This window comes from Mycobacterium sp. 050128 (assembly GCF_036409155.1).
GTDB lineage: Bacteria > Actinomycetota > Actinomycetes > Mycobacteriales > Mycobacteriaceae > Mycobacterium.
Genome location: NZ_JAZGLW010000002.1, coordinates 277,248 through 297,063, shown reverse-complemented (window position 1 = coordinate 297,063; position 19,816 = coordinate 277,248). Strand labels below are relative to the sequence as shown.

Below are 19,816 nucleotides of genomic sequence, written 5' to 3'. Positions count from 1 at the left end.
TCCCGCCGTAGGTTTGTGCCTGAGGTACATCATGGCCACCTTCATGCGCAACAGCGACGCCTTCACCTGGGCGATGGAAACCGATCCGCGACTGCGATCGACCGTCGTCAGCGTCGTGTTGCTGGATCGATCCCCGGACTGGGATGGGGTGCGGGACCGATTCGACCTGATCAGCAGGAAACTACCGATGTTCCGGCAGCGCGTCGTGGCGTCGCCACCGCCGGCCCCACCCCGGTGGGAGTATGTCCGGGACTTCGACCTCGACTACCACATTCGCCGCACCGTCTGCCCCGGGGGCGGCACGCTCGATGACGTACTCGAGATGGCCCGACTGGCCGAGATGCAGGACTTCGACCGGGCGCGGGCGCTCTGGGAGGTGACGCTGATCGATGGCCTGAAAGACGATGGCGCGGCGATGATCTGCAAGTTCCACCATGCGCTCACCGATGGAATCGGGGGCGTGCAGATCGCGATGAACTTGTTCAACATTTCCGAAGAGCTCTATGAGCACGAGTCCTTACCGCCCGAGCCGCAGGGATCCAGCCCCTCACTGCTCGGGGATTACCGCGATTCCTGGCGCTACGACGCCGAGCTGATGGGTAAGGCGCTGATGGGTGTGGTCAAGACGGCCCCGCGCCTGATCGTCGACGGTGTTCGGCGGCCTATTACGACGGTCCGATCCGCGGCGGCCACCACGGCATCGGTGTACCGGACGGTGCGGCCGATAGCCCGGACCGGGTCACCGCTGATCACCGAACGTGGCCTGATCCGGCGTCTCGGCGTCCATGAGGTGCCGAAGTCGCTCCTAAGGGAAGCAGGGCACCGCTGCGGTGGCGCGCTCAACGATGCGTTTGTCGCGGGCGTGGCCGGTGGGTTACGCCGGTACCACGAGAAGCACGGCGTCGAGATCGGCGATCTGCACCTTTCGATGCCGATCAGTCTGCGCACAGCGGCCGACGACATGGGCGGAAACCGGATCACGCTGATGCGCTTCGACGTACCCGTGAGCGAGGCCGATCCGGCCGCACGAATCAAGGCGATACACCAGCGCACCGGCGCGGTGCGCGATGAAAGATCGCTGCCCTATACCCAGTTGATTGCCGGCGCGCTGAACCTGATGCCGCGGTGGTACATCGGTTCGGTACTACGCCACGTCGATTTCGTGGCCAGTGACGTGCCGGGAGTCCCGGTGCCGGTCTTCCTGGGCGGCGCGGCGGTACGCGCGCAATACGCGTTCGGCCCGACGATCGGCGCGTCGGTCAATGTCACGTTGCTGACCTACGTCGACACCTGCGCGATCGGCATCAACGTCGATACCGTCGCGATACCCGACTACGACGTGTTCTACGACGCTATCGTCGCGGGCTTTGACGAGTTAGCCTCGCTTGCAAGCTAATTCGGAGCTGAATTCCCGGCGACGTGACTACTGGCCAATACCGACACGGTCACAAGCACATATCAATGTCGGCGCCGGTATGGCGTAACGTCACCGATCCACAAATCATGGCACAGTGCGCCTTTGAGAATCCGATGGCGAGTTATGCGTTGTCGCAGGGATTCTTGTCCGCTATGCCGAGTAGCGGATTTCGTTGGGGGGCAACAGGAGGTATGAAGAGCATGGCGAACTGGGTTCCCGCGCAGACCTCGGGCGGACCGAACTCCAGCCGCATTCTCGACACCGCGCGGGGGATCATCATTGGACTTCGCCGGTGCCGTTCGGAGACGGCGTTCGACGAACTACACACCGCGGCACTGCGTCACAAGGTTCCGGTATTCGCGATGGCCTGGGCGCTTGTGCACCTGGCCGGCGAGGGCGAAAAGACATCCAGCTTCGTCGAGGCGCAGTCGGCTGCGCGCCACGAGTGGGGTCAATTGTTCAGCGGAGCCTCGGCACTGAGCTGCTGAGACGTGATCACGATCTTGGCGCGGCCGGGGTCCCTGGGGGGTACCACGGCCGTGCCAACCCACGTCAAGAATCCACCGGGCTGATGTCGACGATCAAGATCGGGTACTAGCGGCGGTCCGTCGGCGAGTCTTCACCGCCCCGTCACGCTGCGTCAACGAGTCCAGGCGGGCGAGTCGGTCGCAGTGCGCAATGCTGCGACGATGCGCTGCTCCTTTTCCCGGAAGCGCTCGGTGGGTGCCGGCACCGAGATGGCGACGATGTTGTCGCCCAACGTCCGTCGCGCGATGGCGGCCGCCGAAATGCCGGGGGTGTGTTCTCCCCGGTCGAATGCGAGCCCAGTGCGCCGGATCTCGGCGATCTCGCGACGAAGCCGCTCGGCCACGCCGGAACTGAACCGGGAGATCATCGCCTCCGCGTCGGCCTCGTCCAGCGCCGCCAGCGCCGCCTTGCCGTTGGCGGTCACTTCCAGCGGGAATCGGACACCGACGGCAGAGACCGCGCGGAGTCGGTGGGACGATTCGATCTGGTCGACGAACCACATCCGCTGGCCACGCAGCACGGACAGATCGACGGTTTCCCCGTCGGTTGCGCGCGCTACCCGTTCGATGGTCGGCCGGAAAATCGCCGAGACGTGCGGTCCCGCGGCGCTGCCGAACCCGAGCAAGCGCTCGCCCAGCGAGAAACGGCCTTGTGAATCCACCCCGGCCAGACCGACTTCCACCAGACCGACCAGAAGGCGCCGCGCCGTCGATTTGGCCAGTCCGAGCCGCTCGCCGAGGTCGACCAGCCGGAGCCGTCCGGGCTCGGCAGCGATCTCGTCCAATGCGGCGGCGGCACGACGCAGCACCTGGATGCCTTCGTCGCGATTCGTGGTCGAAGCGGGTTCCGTGGGCGCCACACTTCCACTATAGTGTTCCGCATTGCGGACTGCCAAGAACCGACATGTGGATCAAAGGAGCTCCAGATGAGTGCGCTACCTGCAGGGCGGCACTTCTTTCGCAACGACGACGGATACGAAGACGCCCGCCGCGGCACGGTATGGAACCAACGAGTCCCCGCGCGCTACCCGGACCTGATCGTTCAGGCCGTCGACACCGAAGACATCGTCAGCGCCCTGCGCTACGCCAAGGCCAATGGCCTCAAGGTGAACATCCGCTCGGGCGGCCACAGCTGGGCGGCCAACCACCTGCGCGACGGAGCCGTGCTGCTCGACGTCAACCGGATCAACCACGCGAATATCGATGCCGAAAAGGGCGTCGCCGTCGTCGGCCCCGGCAAGGGCGGCAGCATCCTGATGGCCGAACTGGAAGCGCAGAATCTCTTCTTTCCCGCGGGGCACTGCAAGGGCGTGTGCGTGGGCGGTTACCTGCTGCAGGGCGGGTACGGCTGGAACAGCCGGGTCTGGGGTCTGGCGTGTGAAAACGTCATCGGCCTGGACGTGATCACTGCCGAGGGCGAGCAAATCCATTGCGACGCAGACAATCACGCCGACCTGTTCTGGGCCGCCCGCGGCGCGGGCCCGGGCTTCTTCGGCGTGGTCACCTCGTTCTACCTGAAGCTGTACCCTCGCCCCGCCGTCTGCGGCACCAGCGTCTACGTGTATCCGATCGAGTTCGCCGACGAGATCTACACGTGGGCGCGCAACGTCAGCGCCGAGGTGGACCGCCGCGTCGAAATGCAAATCGTGGCCAGTAGAAGCGTCCCGAACATGAACCTCGACAGGCCTGCCATCACCTTCGCGTCGCCGGCATTCGCCGACACCGAGAAGGAAGCCGAGGAGGCCCTGGCCATCTTCGGTACGGTGCCGGTTGTCGACAAGGCGCTGGTCGCAATTCCTTACATGCCAACCGATATGCCCACCTGGTACACCGCCGTGATGAGCAACTACCTGCCCGACCACCGCTACGCCGCCGACAACATGTGGACCTCGGCGTCCGCCGAAGATCTCCTCCCGGGTATCCACAACATCATCGACACGATTCCCGACCACCCGTCGCACTTCCTGTGGCTGAACTGGGGGCCGTCGCCGGCCCGCCCGGACATGGCCTACAGCATCGAAGACGAGGTCTACCTGGCTCTGTACGGCGCCTGGAAGAATGAATCCGACGACGCGAAGTACGGCGACTGGGCGCGTTCCAACATGGCCGCGATGTCGCATCTGGCCACCGGCATTCAGCTCGCTGACGAGAATCTCGGCCAGCGTCCGGCCCGATTCGCCAGTGACGCGGCCATGGCCCGCCTGGATAAAATACGAGCGGCCTACGACCCAGATGGTTTGTTCAACGCGTGGATGGGACGACTCTGATGGCCGGCGATCTTTACCTGGGTTATCGCAACGACGACGCGAACACGCCGTTCGGTAAATTCTTCAATCCCGAAATGGCCTCGCTGCCAACACATGTCGTCGAGGCGTTACAGCACGGTCCACAAGGCGGGATGGCATTGCTGGCGTTCGAAGACGCCGCGACCGTCGCCGAGGCAGGCTATCAGCAGACCGAGAACGGCTACGGCGTCCTCGACGACGGCAGCTATCAGGTGTCGGTACGCACCGACATGCCGGGTGTCACCCCGGCGATGTGGTCCTGGTGGTTTGGCTGGCATGGCAGTGACACCCGCCGATACAAGCTGTGGCATCCGCGGGCGCACCTGTCCGCGGCCTGGAAGGACGGCTCGAAAGATGCAGACGCCAACCGTCAAGGCGCCCAGCGTTACATCGGCCGCTGGTCGTTGATCAGCGAGTACATCGGCTCCACAATGCTCAACGGCGCAATCCAATTCGTCGATCCCGCCGAGATGGACTGTCCACCCGACAGCGAGGATGCGGTGGCGATCTGCGCCCGGCTGGGCGCGAGTGACGCCCCGGTGGACGTCGGATGGTTCATCCATCACGTCCGGTCCACGCCGGCCGGATCCGAAATGCGGTCCCGGTTTTGGATGGGCGGGCCATACATCGCGGTGCGCAACGCCCCCGGCGTCGCATCAATAGCCCTGCGCCCCATTGCCTCTCGCATGCTCGGCAACCCGGAGGCCAACGCCCGGAATCTGCTCGTGCACTGCGCCCAGGAGATGAATCACCTGGCCGGTTTCCTGCCTGAGCTCCATGCGGCGTTCGGCGACGAATAACCGCATTCAGTTGGCGTAGGCGGGCGCGGATCAGCTTGAGCGCCGCCCGACGTTGGCCGGTGCTACCCAGCCTTCTCGTGCGTCGTGTCGAACGACAGCTGATCCGGGGCTATTTCCCGGGCGGAAGTTGGCGTGGGCCGTTGGGCGCCCGAAGCTGGCGCGGCCCCTCGCGTTGCGTCAACTCCGGTGCGCGATCGCTGTCCGCGGGCGCCAGCGGTAGGCCGTCGGCGTCCTTGACGGAGAGGCGCGGTGAGCGGTGCTGACCCACGCGCGGGGCCGGGTGCTGGTAAGTCTCGTAGTGCTCGCGCGATGAGGCGATCCGTGTGGACGGCTCCGCATCGGTGGTCGACGACCGCGGCGGCTCGCCAGAGTCAGCGCTCTCAGTGTCGAAAGTGACTTTGCGAGTGCGCCTGAGTGCGAACGTGATCTCCTCGACCTCTTCGAACACCTGCCGCGCGGTGCGCAGCGGTGCGGTGGTGTTGTCGATGGCCCGCGCGACGAAGGGCGGCACCAGCGGACGAATCCAGCGCACCGCGGCCCTGGTCGCGTCGGGGAGCGACGGGATCGACGGGATGGCCGCAGCGGCCGGCTCGCCCGGGACTTCGACCTCGCCGGCCGGCTCGACTTCCGCCGGCAGATTCTTCACCTCCGGTATCGCTTGGGAATCCGCTGCACCGGAGGGTAATTCGGCGATGGCCCGGCTAGCGGCCTCCGCCTCGGCGGCGATCGGTAGGTAGATGTCTTCCTTCACCCGCTCGAAGGTCCGGACCGGCGGAGCGGCCTGCGGCCCCTCGATGGCTTCGGTAACTCGACGACGTTGCTGCTCCCGGTCGATTTCGGTCTGCGCCTCGATGGCCAGCCGAGCCTGCGTGAGTTGGTGCTCGGCCCATAGGATCTCGGCTTCGCGGCGGACTTCGGCCCGCTTGATCGCGATCGCGGTATCCGCGTCGAGTTCGGCGCGCTCACGTTCCGCGCGGGCCGTGGCGTGGCGATCGTGGGTGGTCTCGCCGCGCCACCCCCGCAGAATCAGGGGCAGCAAGTAAACCAACGCGAAAAACGCGATGGTCAGCAGCCGCAACACCAACGCCCCGGCGCTCGCGAATGTGAGGTCGTTCATCGCCATCCAGCGCGCACCAAGGCCGCCGGGGCCGGCATCGGCAAGGACCCGTTGGCGGGCATCGTTGACGGCCTGCTCCTCGCGGGAAATCGTGGCGTCCAAAGCGGGTGCCTGGCTGTCGCGGGCCGCCAACGCATTGTCAAGCTCGCGCTGCGCATCGGCGAGAATCTGGTTGGCCGTCCGGGTTTCGGGCCCGGCACCCGGATCGCCGGTGATGCGGGTCTGTGGACACCCCGGGCCGGGGTGGTATTCGCAGCGCGCGACGACCAAGGCGTTGTCCTGGCCGTTGCGGGCCTGGGTGACCGCGTCGTCGAGCCCGCTGCGCGCCGCACGTGTCTGTTGCAGCGCTGTCGACGCCTGCTCGACAGCCGGCGCGGAGTCGGCCGTACGCAGCGCCCGGCCCTCGAGATGATGATCGATCGAGCCGGAAAACACGACGAGCGCCGCGAGTTCGCCGACGACAACGCCGACCGCCACCGCAACGACCACCCTCCCCGCGATGCCGGGCCAGCCGCGGTGCGGGCCGCTCGCGATGCCGCGCGTCACCGCCCCGACCAGCAGGCCGAACACAAGCGTCAGTGCGACGATCGCGATCAGCGGCCAGCGTGCCGACGCGTTAACCGCCAAGGCCGCGGCCAGCCAAGCCAGCACAGCTCCGAGCAGCACCACTGCACCGGCGACAGCGTGGGTGGACCGCTCGTGACGTTCACTTAATTCGCGCCAGTGGCCGCCACCAAGCCAGGCGAGTACCCCCTCGACCCGGGAGACGGCTGAGCGCGGCTCAATTAATCCGTGGGCGCCCATCAGACTCCAACACCTCCGTCGTCAAGCGTCCCAGGCCATCGCCCGACACACCGAATCGAAGCGCCGACGTGTGGCGTTGTTCACAACGCCACGCCGTGGGGCGGATGAAGGTGAAATTCCTGCGACGCGGACAGATCAGCGAAGTTTCCGGCAAATGGCGTGAGACGGTATAAGCCTATGCAAAACCACGACTACGTCACCTACGAAGAGTTCGGACGCAGATTCTTCGAGGTCGCCGTCACGCCCGAGCGTGTCGCCGCCGCATTCGCCGATATCGCCGGCAACGAATTCGCAATGGAGCCGATTGCCCAGGGACCCGGCGGGATTGCCAAGGTCAGCGCAAACGTCAAGATCCAAGACCCGCGCGTTACGCGACGCTTGGGTGACAGCATCACCTTCGTCGTGCACATTCCGCTGTCGATTGATCTGCTGCTGGACTTGCGCCTCGACAAGCAGCGTTTCCAGGTCTCCGGCGACATCGCGTTACGCGCGACCGCCCGGGCGGCGGAGCCCCTGATCCTGATCGTCGACGTCGCGAAACCGCGGCCCTCCGATATCACCGTCAACGTGTCGTCCAAGTCGTTCCGCGGCGAGATATTGCGCATCCTGGCCGGTGTCGACGGCGAGATTCGCCGATTCGTCGCCCAATACGTCGCCGACGAAATCGATGCGCCCCACTCGCAGGCCGCCCAAGTCATCGATGTCGAAGAGAAGTTGAACGAGGCCTGGCCGTAGTCGGCGCGCCGGCGCCCGTGCGCGCCGGCCCCAATCCGGCTGCCCACCCGTGGCCCCGGCAAACGAAACGAACCGTCAACAGCGGACCGTCGAATTAGTCACACCGCAAACCGCGGTGAGTTAGTCTACGGCCGTGTGATACCCGTTTCAGCCTGATAATTCGATTACATAGGAGACTCACATGACCCATCGGTGGTTACTCGCGGCGACGCTGATCGCGGGATTAGCGATTTCGGGCTGTTCGTCCGGCAGCAAAACGACGACTCCGGCTGGATCTACGACAAAGAGTTCCACTTCAGCGTCCGCCACGTCGAGCTCCTCGTCGAGTGAAACCACCGAGGCGGCACCATCAACCACGCTGGACACCAGCCAGTGCGTCGATGTCACCGGCGCGAATGCCGACCTGCTGACCGCGTCGGACAACGCTGGCGCTCGCAAAGCCGCAGACACCCTCGAGAAGTACAACCCGCCGGCCAAGGTCAAGGACGCAATCGAACACTTCGTCACCACCGGCGGTGCTCACTTCGATGACCCCGACTACACGAAAAACAACAAACTCGTCAGCGACTGGGTGAAGGGCGTCTGCCCGACGTAACCACCGGTATCAGCAAATCGGTTCCGGGGCCGGCAACGGCCCCGGAAGCTCGTCGCGGGCGCGATCGGGACGCAGGGCGCGTTTTACGGTTGCCCGGCCGGGTATGTAGCACCTCGACTGCATGCTCACGACGGTCTCAAGAGGAGCGACAAATCTTGGCGCAAGTAGATGTTTCGACGACGTCGGATCTGGACCCCGGCGCCGCCTGGAAACTGGCGTCCGATCTCGGTCGATTCGACGAGTGGATGACGATCTTCGGTGGTTGGCGCGGTGAATTACCGTCGGCGATCGAACAAGGCACCAAAGTCTCGTCGTGCGTCAAGGTCAAAGGATTTCGCAACGTCGTGCACTGGACGGTGACCCGCTACGACGAGCCCAAATCGATTGAGCTGCAAGGCCGCGGTAGGGGTGGCATTCGGATCACCGTGGCGATGGATGTAACCGATACCCAGCCGGGGTCCATCTTCCACCTGAACGCCGACATCGGTGGCGGGGTACTCAGCGGGCCGGTCGGCAGGGTTGTGGCGCGCGTGCTGCGCTCCGATGTGCGCAAGTCGGTAGAAAACCTGGCCGCTCTGCAGTAACCGCGGTTGTCACCGCGCGGGGTGACGTCCGAGCCATTCCCGTTCGGCCTGGCGGATTCGCCTGCCCTCCATGGCAAGCCAGTCCAGCCCGACGCCCAATGCCATCAGTCCGACGATGGCTGCCGAAAGACCAATGCCGATCTCGTCGAGCGCAAATCCGGCGATGCATACCACCACCGCGATCACGGCCGCAGCGACCAGGAGCATTCCGGGTGTCCGTGCGGACTGCCGCGGCGGTCCGCACCGCCCATCGTCAATCGCGCTGCGGCTGTTGTGCTCCATGCAGACGCGGCTACCCGAAACGCCGCGTGGCCAAACGACTTCGGCACCCGGACGTCGATCTGCGGCGAGCGCGTTCAGTCCGGATCCCACGACAGCAATCGACGTACCGGCCGCGACTCGATGGCGTTGACGGTCAACCGTCGGCGCGTGATCCGCCACCTCGATTCCGTCGACTCGTACTCGTCGTCGTAGCGCAAATGCCAAGCCGCGTCGAACACCTCATCGTCGCGCCGAGTCCAATGATGCGCGACGCATGCGATCCGGCCGCGCGCTGTGCCGGGACGCGGCCCGTCGTCGTACACCTCGCCGACGATCGCGTGTTCGGTACGGGCGACCGCGGCCACCGCCGCGACGGCCTGTGCAATGGCCGGCCGACCGCGATGCGCATGAATCGGTGTCAAGGTGGCCGGCGGCTCAGGCACCGTCAGCTCGGCATCTATCGCGAAAAGGGCTGCCACAGAATCGAATTGACGGTCGTCGACTCCAGCCGCATAGCGGTGCACCAGATCGCTTAGTGCGGATCGATCGTTCGCGGAGAGCATCATGTCACCCGAAGCTAACAGGCGCCCGGCTAGATGGTTGGCGGTGTCAGCGTGTTGCGCACCGCGTCGGCCAGCGCGGCGACCCGGCGACTGGTGAATACGTCTTCGAGCATCATTGGTTTGCCGTCGGGCCCGGTCAGCGGAACCCGCCAGTTGGGATATTCGTCGGTGGTACCGGGCTGATTCTGGGTTCGTCGATCACCGACCGCGTCGGTCAGCGCCACGCCCAACAACCGGGACGGCGTGCGGCCCAGGTAGCGGTAGAGGGCGAGGACGATCTGTTCGGCGTCAGGGTCGTGCTCACCGAGCAGCCCCACCCGGCGCAGCTCGGCCATCCAGGCAGCCAATTCCGCTCGGTCGGACTCGAACTCCTCGGCGACGGGCCGGGTCAGCAATCCCAGCGACTCGCGCAGCCGGACATGGTCGCCGGCCAGGTAGCCGGCGGTCGGCGGCAGATCGTGGGTGGTGACCGACGACAGGCAGTACTCGCGCCAACGCTCGGCGGGCAGCGGACCGCCGATTCCGTCGCGGTCGAGCTCGAACCACAGAATCGAGGTGCCCAGCAGCCCCCGTAGTAAGAGGTAATCGCGGACCCACGGTTCGACCGTGCCGAGGTCCTCGCCGACCACCAGCGCACCGGCGCGGTGCGCCTCCAGCGCGACGATGCCGATCATCGCCTCGTGGTCGTAGCGCACGTAGGTGCCTTCGGTCGGGGGTGCGCCCTCGGGGACCCACCACAACCGGAACAACCCGATGATGTGGTCGATCCGTACCCCGCCGGCATGCCTCAGCACCGCCCGGATCAGCGCGCGGAATGGCCGATATTCCTGCTCGTCCAGGCGGTCTGGGCGCCACGGCGGCTGCGACCAATCCTGGCCGAGCTGATTGAACTCGTCGGGCGGCGCGCCCGCTGTCACCCCCAGCGCCAGTACATCTTGCAGCGCCCAGGCGTCGGCCCCGTTCGGGTGCACGCCGACCGCGAGGTCGTGCATGATGCCCAACGACATCCCGGCCCGCACCGCCTGCGACTGTGCGGCGGCCAGTTGTTCGTCGATCTGCCATTGCAGCCAGCGGTGAAAATCGACGGCGTCCGCATGCTTTTCGGCGAACCGGGCGACGCCGATAGCGGTCGGGTGCTGCAAGAAATTCGGCCAGCAATGCCAGTCGCCGCCGTACTTTTCGGCGAGTGCGCACCAGACGGCGAAGTCGTCGAGCGCGCTGCCTTCACGCTCGCGGAAGGCGGCATACGCCAGCTCCCGGCCCGCAGACCGCGGTACCCGGTAAATCAGCTTCAGCGCCTCCCGCTTGGCCTTCCACGCACTGTCACGGTCGACGGCATCCAGCCGGGCGGCGTGCTGGCGGACCTCGTCGCGAAGCCGCCGCAGCCGGCCGCGTTTGGCCAGGTCGGTGAATTCGGGGATGGACTCGACGCGAATATAGAGCGGGTGGAAGAAGCGGCGTGACGTCGGAAGGTAGGGCGAAGGCTCCATCGGGATCGTCGGGGTGGCCGCGTGCAGCGGATTGACCAGCAGGTAGTCGGCCCCATGCCGCGAGGCCGACCAGACGGCCAGGTCGGTCAGGTCGGTGAGGTCGCCGATGCCCCATGACTGCTCGGACCGCACGCTGTAGAGCTGGGCGGCCAGGCCCCAGGCCCGGCGTGCGCCGAGTTGCTCCGGTAGTCCGAGCCAGTCGGGCGTCACGATCAGCGCGGCGCTGGTTTCGATGCCTCGCGATCGCAGATGCAGGCGGTGGTAGCCGAGCGGCAGATCCGGCGGCAGCACAAAGCTCGCCTCGCCGACCCATCGCCCGTCCAGATTGAACGGCGGTGTGAAGTTATCGACCTGCTGCACGCCGCCGTGCACGGTCCCGTCCTCGAGCCGCAACAAGACTTCGGCGGGATCGCCGTGGGTGACGTGCACCCAGAACCGCGTCGGGGCGCCGGTGCGGGCGACGATGGTCGCCGGCAGTTGACGCGACCAATAGGTGCGCAACTGGCTGACCAAGGCCTCGTTGCGATCCTGCTCGGTGCCGGCCGTCACGCCGAAAGCCGCGAGCACGGCGATCAGCGTGCTCTCCGATATCTGAACCTGGCGGCCCGTCCAGTCCTCGTACCAAGTGGAAATGCCGAATCTTGCGGCAAGTTCGACCAGCGAAGGTGCGAGCTCAGTCATGCCGCCCATCTTGCTGCCAAAACCCGCCTGGCACGACGCGAGCCGGGCGACGAACGCCGCCGATGTTGCCAGCGCGAGATTACTTAGCAGGTCAGCGGAGCGCCCGGGTCGCGCATGCTCGACAGGACGGGTTGGCCGTCCGCGGCTACGATCCCAATGGAGAGATGAATAGTCCGGCCGGGGGATCCAGTGGGGAACGTGAAAACTGCCAGCTCAGCGGCGTTTGCCAGCGCTGGGCGGGTTGGCGATGCCGTTTGACGCCGGCCGGATTGATGGACGTGACGAGGCTTTGAAGTGAACGCCACATTGCGCTACATGGCGAGGTCATTGCGGGTGGCTTACGGTTATCGATGTGATTCGCGTGCTGGACGTCGTCCAGGCGTTCTAACAGACCGGATGGTGAATTAGTGGCGGAAGAGAGTCGCGGGCAGCGCGGCTCGGGGTACGGCCTCGGGCTATCGACGCGCACGCAGGTGACCGGCTATCAGTTCCTTGCTCGGCGAACCTCGATGGCGTTGACCCGCTGGCGGGTCCGGATGGAGGTCGAGCCGGGACGGCGCCAGACCTTGGCCGTCGTGGCGTCGGTCTCCGCGGCAGCGGTGATCTGCCTGGGCGCGCTGTTGTACTCCTTCATCAGCCCGGCCGGTCAGGTGGGGGATTCGCCGATCATCGCCGACCGCGACTCCGGTGCGCTATACGTCCGGGTGGGCGACAAGCTGTACCCGGCGCTGAACCTGGCCTCGGCCAGGTTGATCACGGGACGCCCCGACAACCCGCACTTGGTGCGCTCCAGTCAGATCGCCAACATCCCGCGTGGCCCGATGGTGGGCATCCCCGGCGCACCGTCGACCTTCGGGCCCAAGACCCCGTCCCTGTCGTCGTGGCTGATCTGCGACACCGTCGCCGGCTCGACCGGCGTCGGCGCGCCCTCGGGTGTGACCGTGACGGTGATCGACGGCACGCCCGATCTCAGTAACCGCCGCCACGTATTGAATGGCTCGGACGCCGTGGTGTTGAGCTACAACGGCGACACCTGGGTGATCCGGGAAGGACGCCGATCGCGGATCGACGCGGCGAACCGCTCCGTGCTGTTGCCGCTCGGCTTGACGCCGGAACAGATCAGCATGGCAAAGCCGATGAGCCGCGCCTTGTTTGACGCGTTGCCGGTGGGCCCCGAGTTGACGGTGCCCGAGGTGCAGAACGCGGGCAGCGCGGCGACCTTCCCGAACGCTCCCGGCCCGGTGGGGACGATCCTCGTCACGCCGCAAATCAGTGGGCCCCAACAGTATTCGCTGGTGCTGCCCGAAGGGGTGCAGACGCTGCCGCCGTTGGTCGCGCAGATCATGCAGAACGCCGGCGGTGCCAACAACAGCAAGCCGGTGACCGTGGAACCCGCGGCGCTGGCCAAGATGCCGGTGGTCAACAAGCTGGATCTGTCGTCGTATCCGGACACCCCGTTGAATGTCACCGACCTGCGGGAGAACCCGGCGACCTGCTGGTGGTGGGAGAAGACCAGCGGCGAGAACCGGGCGCGCATCCAGGTCGTGTCCGGACCGACCATCCCGGTGTCACAGTCCGAGTCGAAAAGGATTGTGTCGCTGGTGAAGTCGGACACCACCGGCCGCACCGCCGACCAGGTCTACTTCGGTCCTAACTTCGCCAACTTCGTGGCCGTCACCGGCAACGATCCCGGTGCCAAGACCACCGAATCGCTATGGTGGGTAACGGATGCCGGCGCCCGATTCGGTGTCGACGACACCCGCGATGTGCGTGAGGCGTTGGGTTTGCAGACCAACCCGAGCTTGGCGCCGTGGGTCGCGCTCCGGCTCCTTCCGCAGGGCCCGACGCTGTCGCGGGCTGATGCGCTGGTCGAGCACGACACCCTCCCGATGGATATGTCCCCTGCAGAGTTGGTGGTACCGAAGTGAAGCGTGGATTCGCCCGGCCGACGCCGGAGAAGCCTCCGGTCATCAAGCCGGAAAACATTGTCCTGCCAACACCGCTGAGCATTCCGCCGCCAGAGGGCAAGCCGGTGTGGCTGGTCGTGGTCGGCGTTTTGGTGATCGGCCTGATGATCGGCATGGTCGCCATGGTCTTCAGCAGCGGCTCGCGCGTGTTCGGCGGCGCGGGCGCGATCTTCCCGATCTTCATGATCGGTGGTGTCGCGATGATGATGTTCGGCGGCCGGTTCGGGGGCCAGCAGCAGATGAGTCGCCCGAAGCTCGACTCGATGCGCGCCCAGTTCATGCTGATGCTGGACATGCTGCGTGAGACCGCCCACGAGTCGGCCGACAGCATGGACGCCAACTACCGGTGGTTCCACCCGGCTCCCGACACGCTCAGCGCAGCGGTGGGATCCCCGCGGATGTGGGAGCGCAAGCCCGACGGTAAGGACCTCAACTTCGGTGTGGTCCGCGTCGGCGTGGGCATGACGCGTCCCGAGGTGACCTGGGGTGAGCCCCAGAACATGCCGACCGATATCGAGCTGGAGCCCGTGACCGGTAAGGCGCTTCAGGAATTCGGTCGCTACCAGAGCGTGGTCTACAACCTGCCCAAGATGGTTTCGCTGCTCGTGGAACCTTGGTATGCGCTGATCGGTGAGCGTCCGCAGGTATTGGGATTGATGCGGGCGATCGTCTGTCAGCTGGCGTTCTCCCATGGCCCCGACCACGTGCAGATGGTCGTCGTCAGTTCGGACCTGGACGAATGGGAATGGGTCAAGTGGCTGCCGCACTTCGGCGATTCCCGGCGTCAGGACGCGGCTGGTAACGCACGGATGGTCTACAGCTCGGTACGCGAGTTCGCCGCGGAGCAAGCCGAATTGTTCGCCGGCCGTGGATCGTTCACGCCTCGCCACGCCAGCTCGTCGGCCCAGACGCCGACGCCGCACACCGTGATCATCGCCGATGTCGTTGACCCGCAATGGGAATACGTGATCAGCGCCGAAGGCGTCGACGGCGTGACCTTCTTCGACCTGACCGGTGCGTCGATGTGGACGTCGGTCCCGGAGCGGACGCTGCGGTTCGACGACAAGGGCGTGATCGAGGCACTGCCTCGAGACCGCGACACCTGGATGGTGATCGACGACAAGCCGTGGTTCTTCGCCCTCACCGACCAGATCAGCTCCGCCGAGGCGGAGGAGTTCAGCCAGAAGATGGCGCACTGGCGCCTCGCCGAGGCCTACGAGGAGATCGGCCAACGCGTCGCGCACATCGGCGCGCGGGACATCTTGGCCTACTACGGCGTCGACGATCCCGGCGACATCGACTTCGACGCGTTGTGGGGTGCTCGCACCGACACGATGGGCCGCTCGCGGCTGCGGGTGCCGTTCGGCAATCGCTCCGACAACGGCGAGCTGCTGTTCCTGGACATGAAGTCGTTGGACGAAGGCGGCGACGGCCCGCACGGCGTCATGTCCGGAACGACGGGTTCCGGCAAGTCGACACTGGTGCGCACCGTGATCGAGTCGCTGATGCTCGCCCACCCGCCCGAGGAGCTGCAGTTCGTCTTGGCCGACCTCAAGGGTGGATCGGCGGTTAAGCCGTTCGCCGGGGTGCCGCACGTCTCGCGGATCATCACCGACCTCGAGGAAGACCAGGCGCTCATGGAGCGCTTCCTCGACGCGCTGTGGGGCGAGATCGCCCGCCGCAAGGCGGTCTGCGACAACGCCGGTGTCGACGACGCCAAGGAGTACAACTCGGTGCGCTCCAGGATGCGTGCCCGCGGTCAGGACATGCCGCCGCTGCCGATGCTCGTGGTGGTTATCGACGAGTTCTACGAGTGGTTCCGCATCATGCCGACCGCGGTCGACGTCCTCGACTCGATCGGCCGGCAGGGACGCGCCTACTGGATCCACCTGATGATGGCCTCGCAGACCATCGAGAGCCGCGCCGAAAAGCTCATGGAGAACATGGGTTACCGCTTGGTGCTGAAAGCGCGTACCGCCGGAGCCGCGCAGGCCGCCGGCGTGCCCAACGCCGTAAACCTGCCCGCGCAGGCCGGTCTGGGTTACTTCCGTCGCAGCCTCGAGGACATCGTCCGCTTCCAGGCGGAGTTCCTGTGGCGTGACTACTACTCCCGCGGGATCACCATCGACGGCGACGAAGCGCCGGTGCTGGTGCACAGCATCGATTACATTCGCCCGCAGCTGTTTACCAACTCGTTCACCCCGCTCGAGGTCAGCGTCGGGGGGCCGGACATCGACCCGGCGCCGATCCTGGGCAACGGCGAGGTGCTCGAGGCCGACGGCGCCGAGAGCGAAGAGGAAGACGACGAAGGCATCAGGACGCCGAAGGTCGGCACGGAGATCATCAACCAGCTCCGCAAGATCGACTTCGAGCCGTACCGGTTGTGGCAGCCGCCGTTGACCCAGCCCGTCGCGATCGACGAACTGGTCAACCGGTTCCTCGGCCGTCCCTGGGACCAGGACTACGGCTCGGCGAAGGATCTGGTGTTCCCGATCGGGATCATCGACCGGCCGTTCAAGCACGACCAGCCGCCGTGGACCGTGGACACCTCCGGGCCGGGCGCCAACGTCTTGATCCTGGGTGCCGGTGGTGCGGGCAAGACCACGGCTCTGCAGACGCTGATCTGCTCGGCCGCGCTGACCCACACCCCCGAGCAGATCCAGTTCTACTGCCTGGCCTACAGCAGTACCGCGTTGACCACGGTCGCGCGTCTGCCGCACGTGGGTGAGGTGGCCGGTCCGACCGATCCTTACGGTGTCCGCCGGACGGTGGCCGAACTGCTGGCGCTGGTACGCGAGCGCAAGCGCAGCTTCCTCGAGTACGGAATCGCCTCGATGGACGTGTTCCGGCGCCGCAAGTTCGGTGGCGAGGCCGGCCCGGTGCCCAACGACGGCTTCGGCGACGTCTACCTGGTGATCGACAACTACCGCGCGCTCGCCGAGGAAAACGAGGTCCTGATCGAGCAGGTGAACCAGATCATCAACCAGGGCCCATCGTTCGGGGTGCACGTCGTGGTCACCGCCGATCGCGAATCCGAGCTGCGGCCGCCGGTGCGCAGCGGGTTCGGGTCCCGCGTCGAGCTGCGCCTGGCCGCGGTCGAAGACGCCAAGCTGGTGCGGTCCCGGTTCGCCAAGGATGTCCCGGTCAAGCCGGGGCGCGGCATGGTCGCCGTCAACTACGTCCGACTCGACAGCGACCCGCAAGCGGGCCTGCACACGTTGGTGGCCCGGCCCGCGCTGGCCAACACCCCCAACAAGATCTTCGAGTCCGACAGCGTGGTCGCGGCCGTCAGCCGGCTCGCGAGCGGCCAGGCGCCTCCGGTGCGCCGCCTGCCGGCACGGTTCGGTGTGGAGCAGGTGCGGGAGCTGGCTGCCCGCGACCACCGCCAGGGTGTTGGCGTCGGCGGAATCGCCTGGGCCATCTCGGAATTGGACCTGGCGCCGGTCTACCTGAACTTCAACGACAACGCGCACTTGATGGTGACGGGCCGACGCGAGTGTGGGCGTACCACGACGCTGGCCACGATCATGTCCGAGATCGGCCGGCTGTATGTCCCGGGCTCGACGACCGCACCGACGCCGCCGGAGGGCACGCCCTCGGCGCAGGTCTGGCTGGTCGACCCGCGTCGCCAGCTGCTGACGGTCCTGGGCACCGAGTATGTGGAGAAGTTCGCCTACAACCTCGACGGTGTGCAGGCGCTGGTGGGCGAACTGGCCGCGGTCCTGGCGGCTCGTCAGCCTCCGCCGGGGCTATCCGCCCAGGAGCTGCTGTCGCGGTCGTGGTGGAGCGGTCCGGAGATCTTCCTGATCGTCGATGACGTCCAGCAGCTGCCGCCCGGCTTCGATTCGCCGCTGCACCAGATCGCCCCGTGGGTGACCCGGGCTGCCGACGTCGGTCTGCATGTTCTCGTCACCCGGACGTTCGGTGGTTGGTCGTCGGCGGGCAGCGACCCGATTCTGCGGGCCCTGCACCAGGCGAACACGCCACTGCTGGTGATGGACGCCGACCCGGACGAGGGCTTCATCCGCGGCAAGATGAAGGGTGGCCCGCTGCCCCGTGGTCGAGGCCTGTTGATGGCCGAGGACACCGGTGTGTTCGTCCAGGTGGCCGCAACCGAAGTCAACAAGTAGGACAGCAGCCGCTGAGTTGGGCGTGCCGCGGGTCGACCGCGGTCAGTCCCAACTCAGCGGCAATGCCTTGAGCGCGAACGTCTTTGACGGAAACCTGATTTCGGGCGTGTAGTCCGGCGGCACGTCGAAGTTTGGGATCTGTTTGAGCCATTCGGCGACGATCACGGTCAGCTCGATGCGCGCCAGATGAGACCCGAGGCAGCGGTGCGGTCCACCGCCGAATCCCCAGTGCCGGTGCACCTTTCCATCCATCACAATGTCGTCGGTCGACACCGAGTCGGTGCCATCGCGATTGATCGCCGCCATGCACAACCGCACCGAAGTGCCGGGGGGTAGCGTCATGCCGCCGATTTCGACGAACTCGGTGGTGACCCGGGGAGCCACCGGCGCCGACGGCTCGAGCCTGACGATCTCTTCGATGAAAACCCTGGTCTGCCTTGGGTTGTCGCGAAGCATGTCGCGTAGCTGCGGTCTGCGCGCGAGTTCGTAGATGGCGTATCCGATCGCCGCGGTCACCGTATCCAAGCCGGCCAGGATCAGCAGGTGGCTCATCCCCAGTAGTTCGAGATCGCTGAAGTCGCCGTCGCCCGTCATGACCTGGGACAGCATGTCGGTGCCCGGGTTCTGCCGGCGTTGGGCGATCACGTCGGTGAGGTAGTTCAACAGCAGGTGGCCCTTGTTGAGGTCCTCCTGGCTCAGGTAGGGATTGTCCGCGATCAGGGCGTCTTTCCAGCCGATTAGCAGATCGCGATCTTCCAGCGGGAGACCATAGAGGTCAAGGAACACCTGAAAGGGATACAAGTTCGCGAAATCGGCCATCGCCTCGCATTCGCCGCGGCCGGCGAACTCCGCGATCATCTCGGCGGCGTGGCGCTCGAGCACCGGCCGCGACTTGCTCAGCGCGTGCGGGCTGAAGTACGGCTGCAGGATCTTGCGGTAGCGGGTGTGCTCGGGCGGGTCGAATGCCAACGGCACCACCGGCAACGGGTAGCCGGGGGGCTGCAGCGCCAGCCGCGACGAGAAGACCTTGGGATTGCGCAGCGCGGCCAGCACGTCGTCGCGCCGCGTTATGTAGTAGAAGCCGTTCATGAAGACGACCGGGCCAGCGTCGCGGAGCACCTTCCATCCGACACCACGGTCGACGGCCATGGGCAATTTGGCGTATTCGAGCCGCGGTAGGTAGAAGTCGCCTGGCTGGTATTCGCCAGAGATGCTCATGCGTTCTATCTCCGCTTGTCTCTGCTATTTCGTTCCCGGTGCCCGACTCGGCCAGGCCGTGCTTGCAACGATGCCGCCGCCGGATTTTCGGTGGCACATCAATATCGCACGTGTGTCGCACGTGCTCCAATCCGGCTGGTGGACCGTGGAACTGGCTGTCCGCGAGCGTGGAACAATCTTCTAGAATTCAGAGCGATTGATCTACCTATCGATTCGTCAAATCCGATCTGACGCGATTCCGTGGACGCGGCGGGGGAGGGAACCTTGTGAGGGTTCGTCTCGAGAAGTCCAAATGCGTGGGCCACGCCCAGTGCTACGCCGTCGATCCCGATCTGTTCCCCATCGACGAGTCGGGCTATTCGATTCTCGAAGAACATGAGGTGTCAGCCGAGGAAGCGGAGCTGACCCGCGACGGGGTGGCCTCCTGCCCGGAGATGGCGCTCATCCTGGACGAGGACTAACGCCGCCGGCGACGTCCGATCCTAAACAGGCAGGCGAACCCCGGGTAAACAGCCAGCCGCTGCAAATGAACGCCAGTTGGCCGGGAGTGAACAATGGTTGGCCTGGTGTGAATAATTGGCTTCGCCGGTCGGCGGCAGGGGTATAAGCCATTAATGTCTTCCTCGAGCGGCAGTTCAGCCC

General features: G+C 65.9%; 16 protein-coding genes. 10 read left to right on the top strand and 6 right to left on the bottom strand.

All coding sequences use genetic code 11. The annotated features are described in order from the left end of the window. Positions 1-31: 31 nt before the first annotated feature. Positions 32-1,396 (top strand): wax ester/triacylglycerol synthase domain-containing protein, encoded by a 1,365-nt coding sequence (locus SKC41_RS18805; RefSeq protein WP_330979198.1) that lies wholly within the window; start codon positions 32-34, stop codon positions 1,394-1,396. A 212-nt stretch (positions 1,397-1,608) separates the two neighbouring features. Beyond that, positions 1,609-1,905 (top strand): ANTAR domain-containing protein, encoded by a 297-nt coding sequence (locus SKC41_RS18800; RefSeq protein WP_330979197.1) that lies wholly within the window; start codon positions 1,609-1,611, stop codon positions 1,903-1,905. Between the two features lie 152 nt (positions 1,906-2,057). Here SKC41_RS18800 and SKC41_RS18795 read toward each other — a convergent pair whose 3' ends face one another. Further along, positions 2,058-2,804 (bottom strand): IclR family transcriptional regulator, encoded by a 747-nt coding sequence (locus SKC41_RS18795; RefSeq protein ID WP_330979196.1) that lies wholly within the window; start codon positions 2,802-2,804, stop codon positions 2,058-2,060. A gap of 66 nt (positions 2,805-2,870) precedes the next feature. Here SKC41_RS18795 and SKC41_RS18790 point away from each other — a divergent pair, with 66 nt between their 5' ends. After that, positions 2,871-4,211 carry an FAD-binding oxidoreductase gene (locus SKC41_RS18790; protein WP_330979195.1) on the top strand — a complete coding sequence of 447 codons (1,341 nt, stop codon included), beginning with the start codon at positions 2,871-2,873 and terminating at the stop codon, positions 4,209-4,211. Further along, a complete protein-coding gene (locus SKC41_RS18785; RefSeq protein ID WP_330979552.1) occupies positions 4,211-5,029 on the top strand; it encodes a DAPG hydrolase family protein in 819 nt (272 codons plus the stop codon). Before SKC41_RS18790 ends, SKC41_RS18785 begins: the two co-directional genes overlap by 1 nt. Before the next feature lie 109 nt (positions 5,030-5,138). Here SKC41_RS18785 and SKC41_RS18780 read toward each other — a convergent pair whose 3' ends face one another. Further along, entirely contained in the window at positions 5,139-6,950 is a 1,812-nt protein-coding gene (locus SKC41_RS18780; protein ID WP_330979194.1) for a DUF4407 domain-containing protein, read from the bottom strand. A 177-nt stretch (positions 6,951-7,127) separates the two neighbouring features. Between SKC41_RS18780 and SKC41_RS18775 the strand changes: the two genes are divergently transcribed. From SKC41_RS18775 to SKC41_RS18765, 3 genes are all read left to right on the top strand, one after another. Further along, entirely contained in the window at positions 7,128-7,685 is a 558-nt protein-coding gene (locus tag SKC41_RS18775) for a hypothetical protein (protein ID WP_330979193.1), read from the top strand. A 181-nt stretch (positions 7,686-7,866) separates the two neighbouring features. Then, positions 7,867-8,280: a hypothetical protein gene (locus tag SKC41_RS18770; protein ID WP_330979192.1), complete on the top strand. Its 414-nt coding sequence runs from the start codon at positions 7,867-7,869 to the stop codon at positions 8,278-8,280. Between the two features lie 155 nt (positions 8,281-8,435). Further along, complete coding sequence (locus tag SKC41_RS18765; protein ID WP_330979191.1) at positions 8,436-8,864, top strand: type II toxin-antitoxin system Rv0910 family toxin; 429 nt, start codon at positions 8,436-8,438, stop codon at positions 8,862-8,864. A gap of 9 nt (positions 8,865-8,873) precedes the next feature. Here SKC41_RS18765 and SKC41_RS18760 read toward each other — a convergent pair whose 3' ends face one another. From SKC41_RS18760 to malQ, 3 genes are all read right to left on the bottom strand, one after another. Beyond that, complete coding sequence (locus tag SKC41_RS18760) at positions 8,874-9,071, bottom strand: LapA family protein (protein WP_330979190.1); 198 nt, start codon at positions 9,069-9,071, stop codon at positions 8,874-8,876. A 149-nt stretch (positions 9,072-9,220) separates the two neighbouring features. Further along, entirely contained in the window at positions 9,221-9,691 is a 471-nt protein-coding gene (locus SKC41_RS18755) for a nuclear transport factor 2 family protein (RefSeq protein WP_330979189.1), read from the bottom strand. 26 nt (positions 9,692-9,717) lie between these two features. Next, positions 9,718-11,859 (bottom strand): 4-alpha-glucanotransferase, encoded by a 2,142-nt coding sequence (gene malQ / locus SKC41_RS18750; protein ID WP_330979188.1) that lies wholly within the window; start codon positions 11,857-11,859, stop codon positions 9,718-9,720. Between the two features lie 407 nt (positions 11,860-12,266). Between malQ and eccB the strand changes: the two genes are divergently transcribed. Together eccB and eccCa are read left to right on the top strand one after the other, a co-directional pair. After that, a complete protein-coding gene (gene eccB / locus SKC41_RS18745) occupies positions 12,267-13,787 on the top strand; it encodes a type VII secretion protein EccB (RefSeq protein WP_330979187.1) in 1,521 nt (506 codons plus the stop codon). Then, positions 13,784-17,956: a type VII secretion protein EccCa gene (gene eccCa, locus SKC41_RS18740; protein ID WP_330979186.1), complete on the top strand. Its 4,173-nt coding sequence runs from the start codon at positions 13,784-13,786 to the stop codon at positions 17,954-17,956. The genes eccB and eccCa overlap by 4 nt, the downstream gene beginning before the upstream one ends. A gap of 42 nt (positions 17,957-17,998) precedes the next feature. Here eccCa and SKC41_RS18735 read toward each other — a convergent pair whose 3' ends face one another. Continuing rightward, positions 17,999-19,174, bottom strand: a complete 1,176-nt coding sequence (locus SKC41_RS18735; RefSeq protein WP_330979185.1) for a cytochrome P450 — start codon at positions 19,172-19,174, stop codon at positions 17,999-18,001. Between the two features lie 266 nt (positions 19,175-19,440). Here SKC41_RS18735 and SKC41_RS18730 point away from each other — a divergent pair, with 266 nt between their 5' ends. Further along, positions 19,441-19,635 carry a ferredoxin gene (locus SKC41_RS18730; protein ID WP_330979184.1) on the top strand — a complete coding sequence of 65 codons (195 nt, stop codon included), beginning with the start codon at positions 19,441-19,443 and terminating at the stop codon, positions 19,633-19,635. The last annotated feature ends 181 nt before the right edge of the window (positions 19,636-19,816 follow it).

Bases quoted from the DNA above. Each gene is read 5' to 3' on its own strand.
- SKC41_RS18805 (WP_330979198.1), top strand. From the start codon at position 32: ATGGCCACCTTCATGCGCAACAGCGACGCCTTCACCTGGGCGATGGAA.
- SKC41_RS18800 (WP_330979197.1), top strand. From the start codon at position 1,609: ATGAAGAGCATGGCGAACTGGGTTCCCGCGCAGACCTCGGGCGGACCG.
- SKC41_RS18790 (WP_330979195.1), top strand. From the start codon at position 2,871: ATGAGTGCGCTACCTGCAGGGCGGCACTTCTTTCGCAACGACGACGGA.
- SKC41_RS18785 (WP_330979552.1), top strand. From the start codon at position 4,211: ATGGCCGGCGATCTTTACCTGGGTTATCGCAACGACGACGCGAACACG.
- SKC41_RS18780 (WP_330979194.1), bottom strand. From the start codon at position 6,950: ATGGGCGCCCACGGATTAATTGAGCCGCGCTCAGCCGTCTCCCGGGTC.
- SKC41_RS18775 (WP_330979193.1), top strand. From the start codon at position 7,128: ATGCAAAACCACGACTACGTCACCTACGAAGAGTTCGGACGCAGATTC.
- SKC41_RS18770 (WP_330979192.1), top strand. From the start codon at position 7,867: ATGACCCATCGGTGGTTACTCGCGGCGACGCTGATCGCGGGATTAGCG.
- SKC41_RS18760 (WP_330979190.1), bottom strand. From the start codon at position 9,071: ATGCTCCTGGTCGCTGCGGCCGTGATCGCGGTGGTGGTATGCATCGCC.
- SKC41_RS18755 (WP_330979189.1), bottom strand. From the start codon at position 9,691: ATGATGCTCTCCGCGAACGATCGATCCGCACTAAGCGATCTGGTGCAC.
- malQ (WP_330979188.1), bottom strand. From the start codon at position 11,859: ATGACTGAGCTCGCACCTTCGCTGGTCGAACTTGCCGCAAGATTCGGC.
- SKC41_RS18735 (WP_330979185.1), bottom strand. From the start codon at position 19,174: ATGAGCATCTCTGGCGAATACCAGCCAGGCGACTTCTACCTACCGCGG.